An 18,479-nucleotide genomic window follows, 5' to 3' on the forward strand; every position below is an offset into this window, starting at 1 on the left:
AGGAGAAAGACCATGGGTAAGCAATACAAGCGACTCGACAAGGACAATGCAGCGGTACTACTGGTCGACCATCAGGCCGGCCTGCTGTCTCTGGTGCGCGACATTGATCCGGACAAGTTCAAGAACAACGTGCTGGCACTGGCCGACATGGCCAAGTACTTCGAACTGCCGACCATCCTCACCACCAGCTTTGAAACCGGCCCCAACGGCCCACTGGTGCCAGAACTCAAGGAGATGTTCCCCGATGCGCCCTATATCGCCCGCCCCGGACAGATCAATGCCTGGGATAATGAGGACTTCCTCGCCGCGGTAAAGGCCACCGGCAAGAAACAGCTGATCATTGCCGGCGTGGTCACCGAAGTCTGCGTGGCGTTCCCGGCCCTCTCGGCCCTGGAGGAAGACTTCGAGGTGTTCGTGATCACCGATGCCTCCGGGACCTTTAACGCCATGACCCGGGACGCCGCCTGGGACCGCATGAGCGCCGCCGGCGCCCAGCTGCTGACCTGGTTTGGCGCAGCCTGCGAGCTACACCGTGACTGGCGCAATGATATCGACGGGTTGGGGGCACTTTTCTCCAACCACATCCCGGATTACCGCAATCTGATCACCAGCTACAGCACCCTCACCGAAGGGAAATAGACCACAGGCAGCGACTGGCTGGCCGCCCCTGACAGGGCGGCCAGCCGACTTCACCGCAAGAGAAGATCTGCACATTTCAGGGTAAACATACCGTTCATCCATGAACCTTCTTCACAGCAATAAACACCATGTTTCCCGAAAATAGTCGTTTTTTACACGATTTACCGTTAATTATGACGATAAACAACCTGTAATATTTTGTGACTGAATGTTAACTTGCGCCGGCAAAATCATAACTCGGGAAAGTTACCATGAAGTATTCAAACAAAGCCGTGCTGGCAGCCGCGATTGCTGCGGCGTCTACCCAGCTCATGGCCAATGGCCTCGCCCTGAACGAACAGAGCGCCAGCAGCGCCGGTTCTGCCTACGCAGGCCGCGCCTCTACCGCTGCCAACGCCAGCACCCTGTATGGCAACCCTGCCGGCATGAGCCGCCTGGACCGCGCCGAAGTGAGCGGCGGCCTGGCCTTTATTGATGCCAGCACTGACATCAGCAATGCTCAGGGCACCGCCCCAGGCACCAACGATGGCGACATGGTGCCGTTCTCCACCGTGCCGTTTGGCTACTACGTGAGCCCGATCAATGACAGGCTGCATGCCGGTATCGGCATTTATGCCCCTTTCGGTGTAGAAAGTGATTATGAAGATGGCTGGCAGGGTCGTTACGAAGGCCTAAACAGCGTAGTACAGGTTGTCACCATCCAGCCCACCATCAGCTACGCGTTCAACGATCGCGTTTCTGTAGGTTTCGGCCCCACCATCAACCACATCGAAGGCAAGCTGACCAACAACGTTTCCAGCGTTCCTTTCGGTGGCAGCGGCGACGCAGAAGTAGATATTGAGGGGGATGACATTGCCTACGGTTTTAACCTGGGCGCCTTAGTCGCCATCACCGATACTTTGGACTGGGGTCTGACCTATCACTCCAAAGTGGATTACACCCTGGAAGGCGACACAACGGTAAGCGGCGGCACTGGCGCCCTCGGCCCCATCCCGGGGATGACACCCGGCCTTAATGGCGAATATGACGCCAAGCTGGACATCACCATGCCAGAATCCGTGGACACATCATTCAGCTATCAAGCCACTGACGAACTGGCCCTCTACGCTGGCGCCACCTGGACTCGCTGGAGCCGCCTTGAAGGTATTGAAGTGGAAAACAGCGGGGTATTCCCTCTCTATTCCGCCCAATTCGACACGGTTTCTGAAGAACTAAACTGGGAAGACACTTGGTCCTTCGCCGTAGGCGGTGCCTACCAGCTGAACCCGAAATGGGTTATTCGCGCCGGCTATGCCTATGACGAATCTCCCACCAGCGACGAACACCGCACCGTGCGCATCCCGGTGAGCGACCGTGATATCTACACACTGGGTGCCGGCTGGAACGTGTCCGACGACCTGACTCTTGATGCGGCGTATGCCTACATCGATGAAGAAAAAGGCCGCGTATCGCAGGACTCCTACAGCGCCGATTTCGAAAACAGCGCTCACGGCCTGGCCCTGCAGGCGACGTACCGCTTCTGATTTCAGACGCAGGCACGTCAAATAAAAAACGGCGCCCCAGGGCGCCGTTTTTTTATGCCGCTCTGCGGCGGCAACACGGTTCACGCAACGCACCCAACGCCAAACATGACTCTTCACCCTCTCTCGTAGGTCGATTTAGGCTTAGCCGTAAACCGACAAACCCGCAGCGATGAAGACAAGCCTCTGAGCACTGGCCACTTTACCAATACGCAACGCCGCATTAGCCCTTGATCGGCAAGCGAATCAGCTCACCGCTTCCCGCTCCGTTTCGGTAAGATGCTTGGGGTGCCCCTCGGTCACCCTGCCCACCCAGAGCGGATGGGGCTCAGCCAGACGCACACGCTTGCGAAACTGGCGGCGCACCACCCACAGGGATAACGCCACCAGCAGCAACAGACCGTTGATCAACAGGTTATCGGCCTCAAGAGCGTGACCACCCTCCAGCACCACCTGCAACAACGGCACCGCCAGGTAACACAACGGCGCCACCATAAGCATCAGGCCACTGAACCGCAGCGGCGAGGCACGCAAACTCCACAGCACCAGCAGCACAACCACCACACCACAAATTGCTCGCTCCGCGGTAGCAACCCAGGCCGCCCAGGGCGTATACGGCAGCCCCTTGCTGACCAGGAAACTGCTCGCCACGCCGATCACAACGCCGAAACAAAGCCCCAGGGTCAGGCGCAACAGAAACGCCGATCCACGGCTTGGCCCCTGGCGATCACTGCGACGCTCACACCACAGCACATTACCGGACACAAACAACAGCGCCCCCAGCAAGCCCATGGCGAAGTACAGCCATTTCACCAGCATCCCGCCGTAATCGCCAAAATGCAGGGAGTACACCGGCGAGAACGAATCAAAGTTCAAACTGCGCTGCCCCGGAGCGATCACGTTCAAAACCCCCATCGCGGGGTCCAGCACCACATGCGCATGATGCCCCACATACCCCGGCACAGAACCGGCCACATCCACCCAGCCGGCCGCATCGCCGTAACCGCGAATTTCCACCCAATCCACACTCATCTCAGGCAACGCATCGGCCGCAGCAGACAGATAATCCGCCATCGGCACCATGGCAACGCTTTCACCCTGGCTTTGCACCGGGGGCCATACCGCCGTTTCCTCTTCAATAACCCCACGCAGCTGCGGGCCAAATACCAGGGTTCCCAGCACCACGGCGACCAGCGTAAAGGCGCCCATGGCGGCGCCGGTCACCGACATGATCAAGTGGAAGGGCAAGCTGACCACACCGATCAGGTTGTGCATGTTCTTCCAGTAACGGCGCATGTTGCCCTCGTGCTTGAGGGCAAAGAATTCCTTGCGCAGTTTCGGCCAATGAATCACCAGGCCGGTGAACAGGGCGGCGCCGTACAGAATCGAGATCAGCCCCATGAAGGTCATGCCCAGGTTGATGGGCAGGCCGCCACTGGGAATCGCTAACTGGTAATGCAGCTGGTTGATGAAATCCGCCAGCGCCGAGCGAGGCTTTTCAACATACTTGCCCGCCTCGTCGAAGTCCGTGGCATGGGCGGTGAGCCACTCCCCGGCCCCCTCCTCTTCCACACCAGAAGCGCTGGACTGAAACCACATTACCGCCGGGTCTTCCTCCGGCAGGAAAAAGAGGCGCTTACGCGCATCCGGGTATTGGTCGGTCACACGGTCCAGAAGCGCTTGCCCATCGATGGCGTCTTGCGATGCCACCTCCGAAGCCTGCGGCGCCTGCCAGTGATGCAGTTCGTGATGGAACACATTGAGGGCGCCGGCAAAAAACGCCACAAATAGAGCCAGGCCACTGGCCATGCCCAGCCAGGCATGCAGGTCGATAAAGCGTCGCAAGCGGTCCGCCTTCATGCTCCACCTCCCTTCATGCTCCACCCCCATACAAGGCGGTAGTTTGCAGCGCCATCCAGGCGACCCCATTCATTACCAGCAACGTCACCAGCGGGGGCCAGGTACGCTCAGGTAGCGCCACCAGCACCACCAGCAGCATCCACAACAAGGTCACCCCCAACAATTGCAACACCAGCCAGGACTGCCAGGGCGCCGGTACCGCCGCCGCCAACAACCCCATCAGCATTACCGACAACGGCAGACTCAGCAAAAACGCCAAAAAGGCTCTCATCGATTGCCCCCCCGGCGCTGATAGCTATCGCGGTAATGGCTGACCAGCAGCGGCACCAGCAGGGCCGGCAGCGTGAACACCCACAACCCCACAAACAGGCCCACACTGACACCCAACTGCAGTGACAACAGCCACAGCCCGCCGGCCAGCAGGGCCAGCGCGATTACGCGGGTAAAGACAGGAAGGGGCTGATCCAGCCAGCGTTGCTGGCGATCCGACAGATAAAACAGCAACACACTGGCAAGTGTGGCCAGAACGGCAACCAGCATAGGGAGAGAACCATTAATCCATGATAATGGTTCTCATTTAATAGTAGCAGGGAGTTTTCGTCAAGGTGCCCAGGGCACCCACCGGCTCAGCGGGGGCGCAGCTCGCGCAAATAATCACTGGCCTCACTAAGACGCGCCGTGGACAGGCGATCCCAATCCACGGATTCGCGATCCGGCATCCATACACCGGAAAACGTGGACGCATCCGCCAGCACCAGCTCCGCATTGAGCATGGGCACACCGTGGTAATCACCGGCCATCCCCCCGGCCCGGCGAATCGCCGACCACCAGGCCGGCGGCCGCCAGTGCAGGCGCACATCCGGCAAATGGCAACTCAGTTCGGTTTCTGCCACGCAGCATTCCAGCACGCTGTCCTGCTGACGACTCAACCCCTGCCGCCACAGTGCCGACCCGGCCACCATGACCAGCGACGGAAACGCCCGCAGCAATGCCCGGCAACGGTCTTCATCGGTGAGCGGCTCGCCCAGCACTACCTTGTAGAATACCGGTCGCGGCGGCGCCACCTGCTTGACCACTCCGGCCTCCAGCCAGCGCAGCACGGTATCCAGCGCGCCACCAGATTCCTCCGGTTGCAGCTGCTTGAGATCCGAGAGGGTAAAAACCCGTGGCAAACTATCCAGCGCGGGAGACAACATCGTCACTGCCTGCATCAACGGTCCGCCACATCCGCCAGGGGAAGCCGCAGGCCCAGGCAGGAACGCAGGGCCATGGTCCACGTCAGCAGATGGCAAATCACCGTAAGTTGCCGGGCCTCCGGCAGGCCGGCCAATCGCAGCAGCACCACCTCGTCGACCTGACGCTCGAGCCTCTTGATTTCCCGGGCCCGCAGGTCATTGGGGTTCTGACGTTGCGCCAGACGCAAGGTCAACAAACGACCCTGGATATCATCTTCCTGTGCCGCATAGGCGCGCTCGACCAGGCTGTAACTGGACAAATGCCGCATGGTGCGCGTGCGCTGCTGGCGCCGGGAACGGTGCCTTTGCGGCACCACCAGCACAGAGAAAACCCGCGCCAACCACTGCACAACAGCCAACCAGCGAGCCCCATCGCGACACGCGATCAGGTACCAGCCCCAGGCCCGCAGACGAGACACATCCCGGCGCAGCACCCGCACCCGGGCATGGCTATCCGCACTGCCCGACGAGGCAAAGCTCGCCCGGTAAACGGCCAGGTACTCCTGCAGGGCCTGCAGCCGTGTCTCCACCGCTTCCAGCCCCAACTCCTGCTGACGCCATTTTCCCGCGCCCTGCTGTGTGCCCATAAACTGCAACTCCTGCATAGCCACTACTCAAAGACAATGCATAAAAAGTGAAGCCGGCGCCGCTGTGAAACAGGCTCAGCCCGGCACCGCTAACTCTAACGAGGCAGCCGCGCCCACCCCAGAACAAAACGGTCCGATTTCCGTGTAGCCACGTAGCCGTTTTGTATCTTCCTGATACAGGTTTTGGAATCAGTTCACACTTTCAATCGCTGTATCATTTCACCTACAACAAAATGCATGAATATCTTATTCTCCTGCGTCACCACAGACAGGATCTATCCCTTTGCACCTACGCCCCTTCTCGCTCTGGCTTTGCCTTGCCCTGCTTGCCCCCGCAGCGCCCCTTCAGGCCCACCCCGGCGGGCTCGATCAACAGGGCGGGCACACCGACCGTCGCACCGGCGACTACCATTGCCACCGGAAGCCCTGCCTCACCCTGCACCGCCAACAGCAACAGGCTGAACAGGAGGCCGCTGACACCCAACGCGCCTTCAGCGGACTCTATGACCGGGACCACTGGCCCCACTGGATAGACGCAGACCGGGATTGCCAGGACACCCGGGCAGAAGTCTTGATCGCCACCAGTGAAATTGCAGTGACCTTCACCGGCCCGGACCACTGCACCGTGGCCAGCGGCCGCTGGTACGACCCCTACACCAACCAGACCTTCACCCGGGCCGGCGATCTGGACATGGATCACTTTGTTCCCCTGCGCCATGCACACGGCCACGGCGGCGACCAGTGGGACGAGCGGTTGCGCCGACAATTTGCCAACGACCCGGACAACCTGATCCCGGTATCCGCCAGCGCCAACCGCAGCAAAGGCGCCCGCAGCCCGGACCAGTGGCTTCCCGATAACCGCCGCTACTGGTGCGAATACGGCCAGCACTGGGAACGAATCAAGCAACGCTACCAATTGATGGTCACACTCCAGGAAGCCGACGCCCTGAAACAGCTGTTAAGCCATTGCCCGTTGGCGGCACATCCCTGACCCCAAAACGACAAAACCCCGACCACAAGGCCGGGGTTTTGATTGTCGCATCACCCGTCCGCAGACGGTGCGCTCACTGCATGACAGGCTTACTGCTGGGCAGCGTCTTTCATGTCTTCAGCAGACTCTTCGGCGTTCTCATAGGCGTTATCCATATCTTCGCCCATTTCTTCCATCGGCCCTTGATCCGGGGTGATGTTTTCTACCGCCTTGTCTACCTTCTCGCCAGCGTCCTCAACCGGACCGTCGTTGGCATCACAGGCTGCCAGCAGGGCAGAAGAGGCGAAAATGGCGGCCAATGCCGCTTTACCGAAAGTACGCATAGAATCACTCCTTGAATTAACTGATTCGGACAGTGAGCACTCTAAGCATGTTCCTGGCACTTGGCCAAGCGGATTCGCACATTTAGCGGCCATTTTACGAAGAGTTACAGATGGGCGCGCGCCAATTGGCATAGTGTTTTTTTCCTTTCTCAGCGCCTTCCGCCGGGTAAGATACCCCCATAACAAGGAGAACAAATGAAAAAACTCGGCAGGCATGCAGGCCACACCATGGGAAGGAACGTGGGCGGTCTGGCACAACTGGTCACCCGTTTCGGCAACGAAATAACCCAGGTCGTACAGGATATTCACGGCGCAGTGGCCAACCCCTTCAGCCTGCGCGGGCACGATTACACCCCCGCTCCCATGGTGTACAACCTGATCCGCTACGGCTTTCGCCAGGCCGGCAACCTGGCCGGCATGGCCGACCTGCTCGCGGACCCACAACGGGAACTGCGCGACAGCCTGGACCTGCAAAGCATCATCAACGGCATTTTCGGTCAGCTACTGGTCGAGCAGAACAACCGCTATGCCCTGCCCATGACGCTGCTCCCCAAAGCGCCCCCGTCACCGGAGGCCGATACGCTGGTCATCTTCCTGCACGGGCTGTGCATGAATGAAGCCTGCTGGAATAGCCCCGCCGCTGATGCCTTCTGCCAATGGGCGCGCCAGAATCTCAACGCGGATATTCGCTACCTGCGCTACAACACCGGCCTGCATATTTCCGACAATGGCCGCAAGCTGGCCGGGCTGCTGGCCCACACGGCGCTGCCCGAGCGCGTGATCCTGATCGGCCATTCCATGGGCGGACTGGTGGCACGCAGTGCCCTGCATCAGGGGCGCGAGCGGGATGACAGCTGGGTCAACCGGGTCAGCCACCTGGCCTGCCTCGGCTCTCCCCATCAAGGCGCCCTGCTGGAACGGTTTGGTAACGAAGCCAATCGCCTGCTGGGCCGCACGCCCTACTCCCGCCCCCTGATGCGCCTGGCCAATCTGCGCTCAGACGGCATCCGTGACCTGCGCTTTGGCTATGTGCTGGAAGACCAGTGGCGGGACCGCCCACTGGACGACCCGCGCCCCACCCGCAAGGTGCCCCTGGACCCGCAGGTTCAGCAACTGTTTATCGCCGGCAGCGTCAGCGAGCCCAACCATGCCCAGCCCCGGGGCGACTGGCTGGTAACCACTGATAGCGCTTTGGCGGAGCATCTCTACCCGCAAGCGGACCATCTGACCCGGGAACTGTTTTACCAGATGGGCCACATGACCATGATCGAGGAAACCCGCACCTACGCACGGGTACAGCGGTGGCTGGACGAATCAGCCGCCACGTGAAAGTACGGCAAGACCAGCCAAAAAACGCAGTGCAGGCTTGTTATATTTTCCTGCTCTGCGCTTTCAGCGAGCCCGCCCCGGGTCAGCCAGCGACCAGGACGGCGACAGCCAGCGCAAATAACGCCAGTGGAAGGATAATGATGCCATTGCGAATAGCGCGCTCGCGCCAGAGCGTCCAGCGATAGTAACGATGCATTGAAGTGCCCCCTGTTTTCCCCAAATAAACAGGAAGTATAGGGATGTCAAAACAATATCAAATCGCCCAAATGGGGTATATGCAACAATAGACCAGCAGGGCTTTACAGCGAGTGCAGCCAGAATTGCATGGCTTTGCGGCTGGGGGCATTGTCGCCCACATCGGTCCAGTCGAAATGGGCCACAAGCTGGTTCTGCGGAAAGTAATCCCGGGCGCGCCAGAATGCATCCAGCGGCTGGTAATCCGCAGGGCGAGCGGGGTGCGACTCTTCCCGCGCTACTGCGCAAAAGGCGGTATGGCGAAACCCGAAATCCGCCGCATATTGCTCACGCAGGTCAAAGAACCGGTGGCCCACTCCCTCGCCCCGGTAGGGCTTGAGCAACACCGACTCCCCAAAATAGAACACCGAATCCAGCTCAGCCCCCAGTTGCCGAAACGGCGTCTGAAACGCTTCATCCGCCTCGCGCAAGGGCAGCGCCGTTGCCGCACCGACCAGCCGGTTATATTCCAGCGCCAGCACAAGCACGCTACGGTCAGACTGGGCATAACGGTCCAGGTAACCGCGCTCGTATTCCAGATCGCCGTCATAGAGGTAGGGGTAATCCCGAAACACCTCAATACGCAATTGCGCCAGTGCATCCAGCCAGGGTTCGACGGCAATACCGGTAACCGGACGAATTTCCACTGCGGACATGGGCGCTCCTGAATGTCTACGACAAGGAGTCACATGAATACCACGGCAGGGCCCTGGAGGCGATGAGGAGACGAGTTAAAAGTGAAAAGTTCAAACGCGAAGCTGGCACAGCGCTAACCGGATAATATTTTGCTCCGCGCTTTACGCTAAACGGGAACGCGGGCACGGCCTTCCCGATACAAAACACATTCGCCGCGCTTTTGAACTTTAAACTTTACACTTTCAACTCAACATTCACCCCGGCCAGGCAAGAATAAGCCCGGTGCACCAGAGCACCATAAACACCGCCTGGCGAAAACGCTCTTCATTCACCCGGTGATGCAGCCATTCCCCCAGCAGGATGGCCGCGATAACCACAGGTACCAACAAACCGATACGCGGGGCTGCCGGCAGCAGGGTGCCGTCGATCAGGAACACGACAGTGAGCAGGCTGTTCAGCGACAGCCAGACCAGAATCAGGGTAGCGCGGAAGGCTTTCTTTTCCAGTGACAGGCCGCTCAGGGCATACACCAGCAGCGGCCCACCGGAGGCAAACAGGCCATGGGTGATCCCGGCCAGAAACATCCAGCAGCGCGACCACCAGCTACCATGGGGCGCCACCTTGATGCCCTTCCACATGCGCCACAGCTCACGGCTACTGAACCACACCACCAGCAACCCGAAACCATTTTTCAGCAACTGATCGCCCATCCACGGACGCAAGCCATACCCCGTCAGTGTACCCAGCACCATCAACGGCAGAATCAGCCGCCACAAGGTGGGCCAGTGAATATGCTGACGATGACGCCAGCTCAAGGTCGCACTCATGACAATATTCAGCGGCACCAATACCGGCAGAATCTCCGGGATTGGCAGAAACAACGCCCCCAGGGAAAGGGCAATCACGATACTGCCGAAACCGGTCATGGCTTCGGTGGTAAAGGCAAAGAATATGAACAACCCCAGCAATAGCCAGGGCAAGGTCATCAGGTCCGTCACGGGGGCTCCTACTGGTTCAATTCGCTGGCGAATTTACGCTGCATCATGCGCTGATAAAGGTCCGGGAGCAGCCGCCAGAGCAAGCTGGCGAACCAGGTGAAGCGATCCGGGAACAAACGTTTCTTCTTCTTTGCGTAAGCGTCAAACACCAATTCAGCCATCCATTCCGGGCTGCGCATATCGCCGACCATGGAGCGTTTATGGCTGGCCGGGCGCCCATCATGCCCCAGGGCGTTGGTTTCAATCGGGGTATCCAGAAAGCTCGGGTACGCCATCAGAATATGGACGCCATCACGGGCCACTTCGCCGCGCAACACTTCAAAAAACTGGCTCAAGGCACTTTTCGCACTGCAGTAGCCCGCACGGCCCAACACCGGCATCCAGCCCGCCATGGAACCAATATTGATAATGCCGCCACGGCTTTTTTTCAGCAGCGGCAAGAAGCCAATCGCCAACTCCACCGGCGCCTGCCAATCCACCGCCATGACTTTACGAAAGACCGCCATGCGGGTTTTTTCCGCCAGCGACCGGTGGGTAATGCCCGCGTTGTTGACCAGAATATCCAGCGAAGGCTCGTTATCCTGCACCCAATTCACCAACGCCTGCACGGCATCGCCATCGGTGACGTCCAGATCCTGAAAGGTGACGCGGGCAGGATCTTCAGCGGCCAGCGTATCGGCGCGCGATGCCAGCAACGCAGCATTCATGTCCACCAGGATCACCCGGTGACCCAACGCAAACGCCTGCCGGCTCAAGGCCCACCCCAGACCGGAAGCCGCCCCGGTAATCAGTACCGTTTTCATAACTGCCCCCGCTGCCGGGCCGCTGCCATGAAAAAGCGGAAGACCTGCTCGGAAGTCTTGCGGGGAATATAGCCAAACTCTTCTTTCAGCCGGCGATTACTGAGCACCGGCCGGTAGCGCAGAAAATTCACCTGCGCCGGCACATACTGGGTCAACCGCAGTCGATTCCCGATCCATAACCCGCTGCGAATCAGCCAGGCCGGCACATGAATCACCGGCTTGCCCAACAAGTCGCCCAGCGTATCAATGGACAGGGCGCCATCTCCGGCCAGATTGAAGCAACCGCTACGATCCTGATTGACTCCCTGCTCGATAATACCCACCACATCCTGATCCCAGATAAAAACAAACGGCGACGGCGAACCGGCCACGGCCAGCAACCGCTCCCCCTCGAAAAGACGGGTAATCAGGTTACGAGTGTCCGCGCCCAGCACGGTGCCGGGGCGCAGCACCAGCTGCTTCAGGGCGGGATACTTTTCCCGGTAATCCGCCAGCAACTCTTCCACCTGGCGCTTGTGATCCGAATAGGGGAATTCCGGATTACCCCGCAAGGGGTCCTGCTCATCCAGCCAGGCCGGGTTATCGGCGTAATAACCGTAAGCCGCTCCGGAACTGGTCACCACCAATTGCGTCGCACCGCTGGCCACACAGGCATCCAGCACATTGCGCGTGCCATTTACATCAATATCAAAATCACGTGCACGGTCACCGGAATCTTCCAGTACTGCGGCCAGATGCACCACCTGGTGGATACCGTGCTCTTTCATCAACGCGCCGATTTTTGGATCACGAATATCCATTTGGTAGAACGGAAAATCCGCGCTTTCGTCCTTACGGATATCCACGCCCACCACGTAATGATGTTGCTGCAGCTGCCGGGCCAGCTGGCTACCAATATAGCCAGCGGCGCCGGTGATCAGAATGCGTCGCGACATGTGTCCTCCTGCGCCGGGCTTCGTGACCACCACCAGGCCAGCAACAAGCCACTGATCAGGTGCCAGACACCCCAGAATGCAGCGATCAAAATCATTTCACTGGCGTCCGGGAAGAAGGTAAACAGAATGGCCAACCCGAGGCCGGAGTTCTGAATACCCACCTCCATGGTGATGGCGCGCCGGTCTCCCCGGGGGAGCCCGGTAATCATGCCGGCCATGGCCCCCAACCCCAGCGCCAGAAAGTTCTGCAGCACCACCAGCCCGACAATACGGTTCGCCGTGGCCAGAAACACATCCATGTTATTGCCGAACGCCACACCCACGAACAGCAACAACACCAGCAAGGTGACATAACGCATGGGCTTCTGGGCTTTTTCCGCAAATACCGGAAACGCCTTGCCCATCAACATGCCCACCAACAGCGGCAGACCCAGCACCAGCGCCACCAGAACCAGGATGTTCATGCTGTCCATCTGGATGTCGGTGAGGATGGGTCGGGTAATCGGGTTCAGCCAGCCATAAAGTGAAAAGTTGAACGGCGTCATAACAATCGCCACCACGCTGGACACCGCTGTCATGCTCACCGACACAGCCACATTGGCTCGCCCGAGCCAGGTCATGATGTTGGAAAACGAACCGCCGGGACACGACGCTACCAGTATCATCCCCAGTGCCAGTTCCGGATCGACTTCGAAATACCAGGTGGTGACACAGGTGGCCGCCGGCAACAGTACAAACTGGGCTAGCAGACCGACGATGGGGGCATCCGGGCGCTTCAGCACCCGCCGGAAATCATCACCGGTAAGCGACAGGGAAACACCAAACATCATGAACGCCAGGATGACGTTCAGGATCAGCAGATTTTCACTTCCGAAGTGTATTTCCATCTCACACCTCCGTCTTCAATTTTTTCAGTTCGGCAATGTGAGTGTTGACCGCCTTGCGATAGCAGTCCTTGTTGACGTAATACGCCATGCGCGCCAGTTTCAGATAGGCGTAACCGCCATCCAGATTTTTTTCCGCCTCCTTGCGCACGGTTTCTTCCAGGGCTTTTGCGGCGGGCGCCCCCTGCTGGCTGGCACGGATATACAGCGCCACCATTTCGGCCTGCTCATTACGCCCTTCCCAACCCAGACCCGCAGCCTCCACCATGCCCATCATGAACAGGTTACGGTGCACCGGATTGAACACATTCAGATAAAGCTGCGGGGCATCACTGTTTTTCCAGTTCAACTCGGCCGGGTCGATGAAGGGATAATCCAGCTTGTAACCGGTACCCATGAGAATCAGGTCATACTCCCGTGATTGCCCATCGGCAAAGGTCACGGTCTTGCCGGAAACGGCAGAGATGTCCCCCCGCGGCGCAATGTCGCCGTGGCCAATATGATGCAATACCAGCGAGTTGATCACCGGGTGGGACTCATACAGCTTGTAATCCGGGTCCGGCAAACCGTAGTCGCTGGGCTTGCCGATGATCATGCGGATCAGGCGATCATCCACCTTTTGCTTGAGCGCGCGGGGCAACTTGATTTTGCCGCCAATGGAATCGGTGGCCTTGCCGCCAATAAACTTGGGCAGGAAGTAATAACCCCGGCGCACGGACATATCCACACTGGCCGCCCGGTGCACCGCATCCACGGCGATATCACAGGCCGAATTACCGCAGCCCACCACCAGCACCCGCTTGTCATCGAAACGGGACGGATGGCGGTACTCACAGGAATGCATCAATTCGCCATCAAAGCGGCCCGGCAGGTTGGGCAGATTCGGCGTATGCAAGGTACCGTTGGCAATCAGCACACCGGAAAAGCGGCGACACTGTTCTTCCCCGTTTACCTCGGTGGTCACCAGCCATTCATCACCATCACGCAACACCTGGACCACCCGGGTGGAAAACTCGTAGTGCTCATAGAGTCCAAAATGCGCAGCGTATTGCTGGAAGTAACGCTTCATTTCGCGGTGATGGGGGTAGGTTGCCACCTCATCGGCCATGGGGAATTCCCGGAACTCGGTCATCGCCTTCGACGAGATCAGGTGGGCCGACTCATACATGGTGCTGTGCGGGTTATCGATATCCCACAGGCCACCCACATCGGTATTCAGGTCAAAACCGACAAAAGGAATACCGTATTTCTTCAGGTTTCTGGCCGTGGCCAGCCCCATGGGGCCGGCCCCTATCACTGCGTACATAGCTATCCCGTTTTATTGTGTCTTTTTTATTCGGTCACCGGTGCCCCACAAGCGAAGCGGAGCACAGAGTTTGGTATGCTTGCTACTCTAGGGTCGGCCAGCAATAGACACACGGCTATTTCAGGACTTTGTCACGGTTAATTCGGGACCTCACTCACACCCATGTCGCATACCCCCACCGTCACGGTACGCTTTACCCAGGCCATCAGTCAGGCCGCAGAGCAGTTGGGATTCTCCCTGCCTGCGCCCCTGAAGAACGCCTTTGCCGAGCAGGAACGGGTGAGCCTGGAGTTGCAGGGGGAGATCTGGGAAACCTTTTGCCAGCAGGCAGACGATCCGCTGATTGGCATCCAGTTCGGGCTGGCCATTCAGGTCGGGCACCTGGATACCGTGGGCATGGTGCTGATGAGTTGCGACACCGTGGCCGAAGCGCTGGACTCGTTGATAGATTACTACCCCATTGTTGGCGAGGGCGGCACCTTTGAATATGCCGTGGCAGGTGATGTGTGCGAAATCCGCTACCAGCCCCAATACACCACCCGGCTGGCGGAGCGGGTGGAAGCCGCGCTGGCCTCACTGCTGCAGCTGACACGCTGGTCTACCGGCGAGCAGCTTCAAGCCAACAGCATCAGTGTCTCCCATCCGGCACTGGCCGACCCGGATCGCTATCAACAACTGCTGGGTGTCCCCGTTGAATTCGAAGCTGCCCACAACAGCTTGCGTATTCCGGCTGCCGCCCTGTCGCTGCCGTTAATTTATGCCAACCCGGCCCTGTGCCAGCACTTGCGCACCCTGGCCGACCAGCTGCTGGAGCAACTGGGGAGTCAGTCGTTGAGTGTGAGTGTGCGCGACCTGCTGCGCCAGAATCCCCGTTGGGGCAAGGAAAAAGTGGCCGAGCAACTGGCCATGAGCGGCCGCCACCTGATCCGCAAACTCAGCGAAGAAGGCACCAGCTTCAAGCTGCTGCGCGATTCACTGCTGCAGGGCATGGCAGAACAGTCGCTGAAGGAAGGGTTAAAACTCTTTGATATTGCCGACAAACTGGGCTTTTCTGATGAAAGCGCCTTTGCCAAAGCCTTCAAACGCTGGACCGGCATGACGCCGGCCCAGTTTCGTTCACAACCTTAAACGGCCAACAGCGCCTGTTCGATATCCGCCAGGATATCGTCAACATGCTCGATGCCAATGGACAAACGCACCAGGTCCGCACTGACCCCCGCCTTGCCCAACTCTTCATCATTTAACTGCCGGTGTGTGGTGGTCGCCGGATGGCACGCCAGAGACTTGGCATCACCAATGTTTACCAATCGTTTGATCAACGCCAGCGCATCGATAAAACGCGCCCCCGCTTCACGGCCACCTTCTACACCAAAACTGAGGATGGACGAGGGCACCCCGCCATCCATGTATTGCTGTGCCAACGCGTAATCCTTGTCGGTTTCCAGGCCGGCAAAATTCACCCAGCTCACCTTGGCATGGTCGCGCAGGTACGCAGCGACTTTCATGGCATTCTCACAATGGCGCTCCATGCGCAGACTCAAGGTTTCAATGCCCTGCATGATCAGAAACGCATTCATTGGTGATAGCGCGGCGCCCATATTACGCAACGGAACCACCCGGGCGCGGCCAATAAACGCCGCCTCTCCCATGGCTTCCACATACACCACACCGTGATAGCTGGGGTCCGGCTCATTGAACTGCGGAAAGCGCGGGTTGCCTTTCCAGGGGAATTTCCCGGAATCCACGATGGCACCGGCAATGGTGGTGCCGTGGCCGCCCATGTACTTGGTCAGCGAGTGCACCACGATATCGGCGCCGTGTTCAAAAGGCCGGCACAGTGCAGGCGTCGCCACCGTATTATCCACCACCAGCGGCACACCCGCGTCATGGGCGACCTTGGCCAAGGCTCCCATGTCCACCACGTTGCCCGCCGGGTTACCGATGGATTCGCAGAATACCATCCTGGTTTTTTCATCAATGGCATCCGCAATCGCCTGGGGATTACGGCCATCGGCCATGCGCACCTCAATGCCCTGATTCGGCAAGGTATGCGCGAACAAGTTATAGGTACCGCCATAAAGCTGGCTGGTGGAAACAATATTGTCCCCGGCTTTGGCCAGCGTCTGAATCGTCGCGGTGATCGCCGCCATACCTGACGCCATGGCCAACGCACCGATGCCACCCTCCAGTTGCGCAACGCGCTCTTCAAGCACCGCGTTTGTCGGATTCATGATGCGGCTGTAAATATTACCCGGCACTTTGAGATCAAAAAGATCCGCACCATGCTGGGTATCATCAAAGTAATAGCTCGTCGTCTGGTACATCGGCACGGCCACCGCATGGGTCTGCGGATCGCCGGCAAAACCACCATGAATGGCAATTGTTTCCCGTTTCATAAATCCCTGCCTCAGATTGAATTGTCGCCCGGGCGACATACACGCAAAAAAGGCCGCCAAACGGCGGCCTGAAAAAATCGTTCTCTCTATTTAATCGGGGGTTCGTTCCAGAAATCAAATTGTTTTGGCACATCCGCCAGCGACGTCTCAAAACGCGGCTCGCGCTTTTCCAGGAAAGCGGTGAAACCATCCTTGCCGTCCCAGAACTCGTTGGACCAGTAAATCATTTTCGATTCCACCACATGGGCTTCCGCCGGATGGGAGAAATTGGGGTTGCGCCACAACATCTGCTTGGCCAGCGCCACGGCCACCGGGGAGCTTTTGGCAATCAGTTTGCGGGCTATACAGCGCGCCACGTCCAGCACTTCACCCTTGTCATGCACACTGTGGAACAGGCCAGCCTTCTCGCCTTCTTCGGCCATGAAAATGTCGCCACTGATTACCCACTCCAGCGCCTTCTGAATACCCACCACTCGGGGCAGGAACCAGGAAGAACAGGCCTCCGGGGTAATCCCCCGCTGGGTAAAGACAAAACCGATCTTGCTGTTGGCCGCCACCAGACGGATATCCATGGGCAGGGTCATGGTGATACCCACACCCACCGCGGCGCCATTGATGGCCGCAATCACCGGTTTGCGACAATTGTAGATGGCCAGCGACAGCTCACCACCGGAATCGCGAATGGTTTCCAGCGGCGGATCCATCCCCTCCGCATCGTCATAACCGAACAGGTGACCGCCATCTTCCGGCTGCATTTCCATGCCGGCACAAAACACCTTGCCCGCGCCGGTAACAATCACCGCGCGGATGTCATCGTTGCGGTCCGCTTCTGCCAGCGCATGCACCACTTCGTCTTTCATCCGCAGGGTAAACGCATTGAGGCGGTCGGGGCGGTTGAGGGTAATGGTCAGAATCTGCTCGGCCAGATCCGTCTTGATGTCCTGATAATCCATGGTCACTCCACAGGGGTTGTGCGGTTTTCAGCAGGTATCGACAGAGGCACTACCTGCACCGTTTGACCCCGAGCATACCCCGACGGCAAGGCATCGAACATGGCACGAAGTGTCCGGTTGAGGTGAGGCTGATCGTAAAAGCCGGCGAGCACCGCCAGCTCGGTAAAATTCATCCCGCTCTGCCAGAGCGACAGGGCCCGTTGGCACTTGAGATGCAGCTGGTAACGCTTCAACGCCACCCCCATCTGCTCCCGGAAAAGGTGGCGAAAGCGGGATTCGGACAACCCGGCCTGCTGCGCCAGATGGGTCATGGTGGGCGCCGGCTCCGGCGCATCACGCAGCCAGGCACAGCTGGCGGCAATGCGCGCATCCAGCGGCGGCGGAGAGGCCAGCTGCCGCAATTGCTGCACAAACGTCACCACCCCGGTTTCGGGCTGAGCCGCCCGCGATAAATCACGCAAGGTATCGCTGAGCCACTGCTGGTGCGCCGCCGACAACGGCTGCTGCAGGGCCAGGGATCGCCAGGCCGGCTCGTCCGGGTCGAGGTGCAGGATAGCCACCGGGCCATCGCTGTGCAGACTTTGCTGGCACTCCGGGGGCACCAGAACGGCCCGGGCACAAAGAACCCGGCCGTCACGGGTGACCCGAATATCCTTTTCCAGCCCGACCAGTAACGACGCCGCCACATGCTGGTGGGGCTGGTTGTGCAGCGAGGAAAGCGCCATCAGCCAACCGCCCCGCCACAGAAACAGCGGGGTCAGCAGACGAGGATCAGAAGCCGGCGACGATTGGGACATGCCGGAAATAGTGCCCGCCCGGGGCCGGGCAGGCAACGTTCATCAGCGCCTGA

General features: G+C 59.1%; 20 protein-coding genes. 5 read left to right on the forward strand and 15 right to left on the reverse strand.

The annotated features are described in order from the left end of the window. The first annotated feature begins 12 nt into the window (after positions 1–12). Positions 13–639 carry an isochorismate family cysteine hydrolase YcaC gene (ycaC, locus tag ADG881_RS08990; RefSeq protein ID WP_007149077.1) on the forward strand — a complete coding sequence of 209 codons (627 nt, stop codon included), beginning with the start codon at positions 13–15 and terminating at the stop codon, positions 637–639. 251 nt (positions 640–890) lie between these two features. Further along, positions 891–2,162 (forward strand): OmpP1/FadL family transporter, encoded by a 1,272-nt coding sequence (locus tag ADG881_RS08995; RefSeq protein ID WP_007151615.1) that lies wholly within the window; start codon positions 891–893, stop codon positions 2,160–2,162. A gap of 243 nt (positions 2,163–2,405) precedes the next feature. On the opposite strand, the gene ADG881_RS09000 is transcribed toward ADG881_RS08995, so the two are convergent. The 5 genes from ADG881_RS09000 to ADG881_RS09020 form a co-directional block, all read right to left on the reverse strand. Beyond that, positions 2,406–4,019, reverse strand: coding sequence for a PepSY domain-containing protein (locus ADG881_RS09000; RefSeq protein ID WP_007151621.1), 1,614 nt, complete (start codon positions 4,017–4,019; stop codon positions 2,406–2,408). 13 nt (positions 4,020–4,032) lie between these two features. Beyond that, positions 4,033–4,290 (reverse strand): hypothetical protein, encoded by a 258-nt coding sequence (locus ADG881_RS09005; protein WP_007148470.1) that lies wholly within the window; start codon positions 4,288–4,290, stop codon positions 4,033–4,035. Continuing rightward, entirely contained in the window at positions 4,287–4,559 is a 273-nt protein-coding gene (locus tag ADG881_RS09010; RefSeq protein ID WP_039926490.1) for a hypothetical protein, read from the reverse strand. Before ADG881_RS09010 ends, ADG881_RS09005 begins: the two co-directional genes overlap by 4 nt. A gap of 86 nt (positions 4,560–4,645) precedes the next feature. Next, positions 4,646–5,230 carry a hypothetical protein gene (locus tag ADG881_RS09015; protein ID WP_007151246.1) on the reverse strand — a complete coding sequence of 195 codons (585 nt, stop codon included), beginning with the start codon at positions 5,228–5,230 and terminating at the stop codon, positions 4,646–4,648. Continuing rightward, positions 5,230–5,841, reverse strand: coding sequence for a hypothetical protein (locus ADG881_RS09020; protein WP_039926491.1), 612 nt, complete (start codon positions 5,839–5,841; stop codon positions 5,230–5,232). The genes ADG881_RS09015 and ADG881_RS09020 overlap by 1 nt, the downstream gene beginning before the upstream one ends. Before the next feature lie 283 nt (positions 5,842–6,124). Between ADG881_RS09020 and ADG881_RS09025 the strand changes: the two genes are divergently transcribed. Further along, entirely contained in the window at positions 6,125–6,832 is a 708-nt protein-coding gene (locus ADG881_RS09025; RefSeq protein ID WP_007148461.1) for a YHYH domain-containing protein, read from the forward strand. Between the two features lie 89 nt (positions 6,833–6,921). Here the strand turns inward: ADG881_RS09025 and ADG881_RS09030 are convergent, their stop codons facing one another. Then, entirely contained in the window at positions 6,922–7,155 is a 234-nt protein-coding gene (locus ADG881_RS09030; RefSeq protein ID WP_007149500.1) for a hypothetical protein, read from the reverse strand. Between the two features lie 195 nt (positions 7,156–7,350). Between ADG881_RS09030 and ADG881_RS09035 the strand changes: the two genes are divergently transcribed. Continuing rightward, positions 7,351–8,484: an alpha/beta fold hydrolase gene (locus ADG881_RS09035; protein WP_007148344.1), complete on the forward strand. Its 1,134-nt coding sequence runs from the start codon at positions 7,351–7,353 to the stop codon at positions 8,482–8,484. A 299-nt stretch (positions 8,485–8,783) separates the two neighbouring features. Here ADG881_RS09035 and ADG881_RS09040 read toward each other — a convergent pair whose 3' ends face one another. The 6 genes from ADG881_RS09040 to ADG881_RS09065 all read right to left on the reverse strand — a co-directional run bounded on the left by ADG881_RS09040 (position 8,784) and on the right by ADG881_RS09065 (position 14,280). Next, positions 8,784–9,374: a GNAT family N-acetyltransferase gene (locus tag ADG881_RS09040; protein WP_007149253.1), complete on the reverse strand. Its 591-nt coding sequence runs from the start codon at positions 9,372–9,374 to the stop codon at positions 8,784–8,786. 234 nt (positions 9,375–9,608) lie between these two features. Further along, the gene (locus tag ADG881_RS09045; protein ID WP_007149082.1) at positions 9,609–10,352 is read right to left on the reverse strand and encodes a sulfite exporter TauE/SafE family protein; all 744 of its coding nucleotides are present in this window, start codon (positions 10,350–10,352) and stop codon (positions 9,609–9,611) included. 8 nt (positions 10,353–10,360) lie between these two features. Further along, positions 10,361–11,155, reverse strand: a complete 795-nt coding sequence (locus ADG881_RS09050; RefSeq protein ID WP_007151391.1) for an SDR family oxidoreductase — start codon at positions 11,153–11,155, stop codon at positions 10,361–10,363. Next, complete coding sequence (locus tag ADG881_RS09055; RefSeq protein ID WP_007150325.1) at positions 11,152–12,090, reverse strand: SDR family oxidoreductase; 939 nt, start codon at positions 12,088–12,090, stop codon at positions 11,152–11,154. Before ADG881_RS09055 ends, ADG881_RS09050 begins: the two co-directional genes overlap by 4 nt. Continuing rightward, entirely contained in the window at positions 12,072–12,977 is a 906-nt protein-coding gene (locus ADG881_RS09060) for a bile acid:sodium symporter family protein (protein ID WP_007151555.1), read from the reverse strand. The genes ADG881_RS09055 and ADG881_RS09060 overlap by 19 nt, the downstream gene beginning before the upstream one ends. Position 12,978: 1 nt before the next feature. After that, positions 12,979–14,280: an NAD(P)/FAD-dependent oxidoreductase gene (locus ADG881_RS09065; protein WP_007151510.1), complete on the reverse strand. Its 1,302-nt coding sequence runs from the start codon at positions 14,278–14,280 to the stop codon at positions 12,979–12,981. Positions 14,281–14,442: 162 nt separating this feature from the next. On the opposite strand from ADG881_RS09065, the gene ADG881_RS09070 reads away from it, so the two are divergent. Next, positions 14,443–15,408 carry an AraC family transcriptional regulator gene (locus tag ADG881_RS09070; protein WP_007151435.1) on the forward strand — a complete coding sequence of 322 codons (966 nt, stop codon included), beginning with the start codon at positions 14,443–14,445 and terminating at the stop codon, positions 15,406–15,408. On the opposite strand, the gene ADG881_RS09075 is transcribed toward ADG881_RS09070, so the two are convergent. The 3 genes from ADG881_RS09075 to ADG881_RS09085 form a co-directional block, all read right to left on the reverse strand. Continuing rightward, entirely contained in the window at positions 15,405–16,676 is a 1,272-nt protein-coding gene (locus ADG881_RS09075) for an O-acetylhomoserine aminocarboxypropyltransferase/cysteine synthase family protein (protein WP_007149506.1), read from the reverse strand. The genes ADG881_RS09070 and ADG881_RS09075 overlap by 4 nt on opposite strands. Before the next feature lie 86 nt (positions 16,677–16,762). Beyond that, positions 16,763–17,629, reverse strand: coding sequence for a crotonase/enoyl-CoA hydratase family protein (locus ADG881_RS09080; RefSeq protein WP_007149129.1), 867 nt, complete (start codon positions 17,627–17,629; stop codon positions 16,763–16,765). Positions 17,630–17,631: 2 nt separating this feature from the next. After that, positions 17,632–18,426: an AraC family transcriptional regulator gene (locus tag ADG881_RS09085; protein WP_007150595.1), complete on the reverse strand. Its 795-nt coding sequence runs from the start codon at positions 18,424–18,426 to the stop codon at positions 17,632–17,634. Positions 18,427–18,479: the final 53 nt, after the last annotated feature.

Origin of the sequence: Alcanivorax sp. DG881 (assembly GCF_000155615.1) — a bacterium.
Classification (GTDB): Bacteria; Pseudomonadota; Gammaproteobacteria; order Pseudomonadales; family Alcanivoracaceae; genus Alcanivorax.

Bases quoted from the DNA above. Each gene is read 5' to 3' on its own strand.
- ycaC (WP_007149077.1), top strand. From the start codon at position 13: ATGGGTAAGCAATACAAGCGACTCGACAAGGACAATGCAGCGGTACTA.
- ADG881_RS08995 (WP_007151615.1), top strand. From the start codon at position 891: ATGAAGTATTCAAACAAAGCCGTGCTGGCAGCCGCGATTGCTGCGGCG.
- ADG881_RS09000 (WP_007151621.1), bottom strand. From the start codon at position 4,019: ATGAAGGCGGACCGCTTGCGACGCTTTATCGACCTGCATGCCTGGCTG.
- ADG881_RS09005 (WP_007148470.1), bottom strand. From the start codon at position 4,290: ATGAGAGCCTTTTTGGCGTTTTTGCTGAGTCTGCCGTTGTCGGTAATG.
- ADG881_RS09010 (WP_039926490.1), bottom strand. From the start codon at position 4,559: ATGCTGGTTGCCGTTCTGGCCACACTTGCCAGTGTGTTGCTGTTTTAT.
- ADG881_RS09015 (WP_007151246.1), bottom strand. From the start codon at position 5,230: ATGCAGGCAGTGACGATGTTGTCTCCCGCGCTGGATAGTTTGCCACGG.
- ADG881_RS09020 (WP_039926491.1), bottom strand. From the start codon at position 5,841: ATGGGCACACAGCAGGGCGCGGGAAAATGGCGTCAGCAGGAGTTGGGG.
- ADG881_RS09030 (WP_007149500.1), bottom strand. From the start codon at position 7,155: ATGCGTACTTTCGGTAAAGCGGCATTGGCCGCCATTTTCGCCTCTTCT.
- ADG881_RS09035 (WP_007148344.1), top strand. From the start codon at position 7,351: ATGAAAAAACTCGGCAGGCATGCAGGCCACACCATGGGAAGGAACGTG.
- ADG881_RS09040 (WP_007149253.1), bottom strand. From the start codon at position 9,374: ATGTCCGCAGTGGAAATTCGTCCGGTTACCGGTATTGCCGTCGAACCC.
- ADG881_RS09050 (WP_007151391.1), bottom strand. From the start codon at position 11,155: ATGAAAACGGTACTGATTACCGGGGCGGCTTCCGGTCTGGGGTGGGCC.
- ADG881_RS09055 (WP_007150325.1), bottom strand. From the start codon at position 12,090: ATGTCGCGACGCATTCTGATCACCGGCGCCGCTGGCTATATTGGTAGC.
- ADG881_RS09060 (WP_007151555.1), bottom strand. From the start codon at position 12,977: ATGGAAATACACTTCGGAAGTGAAAATCTGCTGATCCTGAACGTCATC.
- ADG881_RS09065 (WP_007151510.1), bottom strand. From the start codon at position 14,280: ATGTACGCAGTGATAGGGGCCGGCCCCATGGGGCTGGCCACGGCCAGA.
- ADG881_RS09070 (WP_007151435.1), top strand. From the start codon at position 14,443: ATGTCGCATACCCCCACCGTCACGGTACGCTTTACCCAGGCCATCAGT.
- ADG881_RS09075 (WP_007149506.1), bottom strand. From the start codon at position 16,676: ATGAAACGGGAAACAATTGCCATTCATGGTGGTTTTGCCGGCGATCCG.
- ADG881_RS09080 (WP_007149129.1), bottom strand. From the start codon at position 17,629: ATGGATTATCAGGACATCAAGACGGATCTGGCCGAGCAGATTCTGACC.
- ADG881_RS09085 (WP_007150595.1), bottom strand. From the start codon at position 18,426: ATGTCCCAATCGTCGCCGGCTTCTGATCCTCGTCTGCTGACCCCGCTG.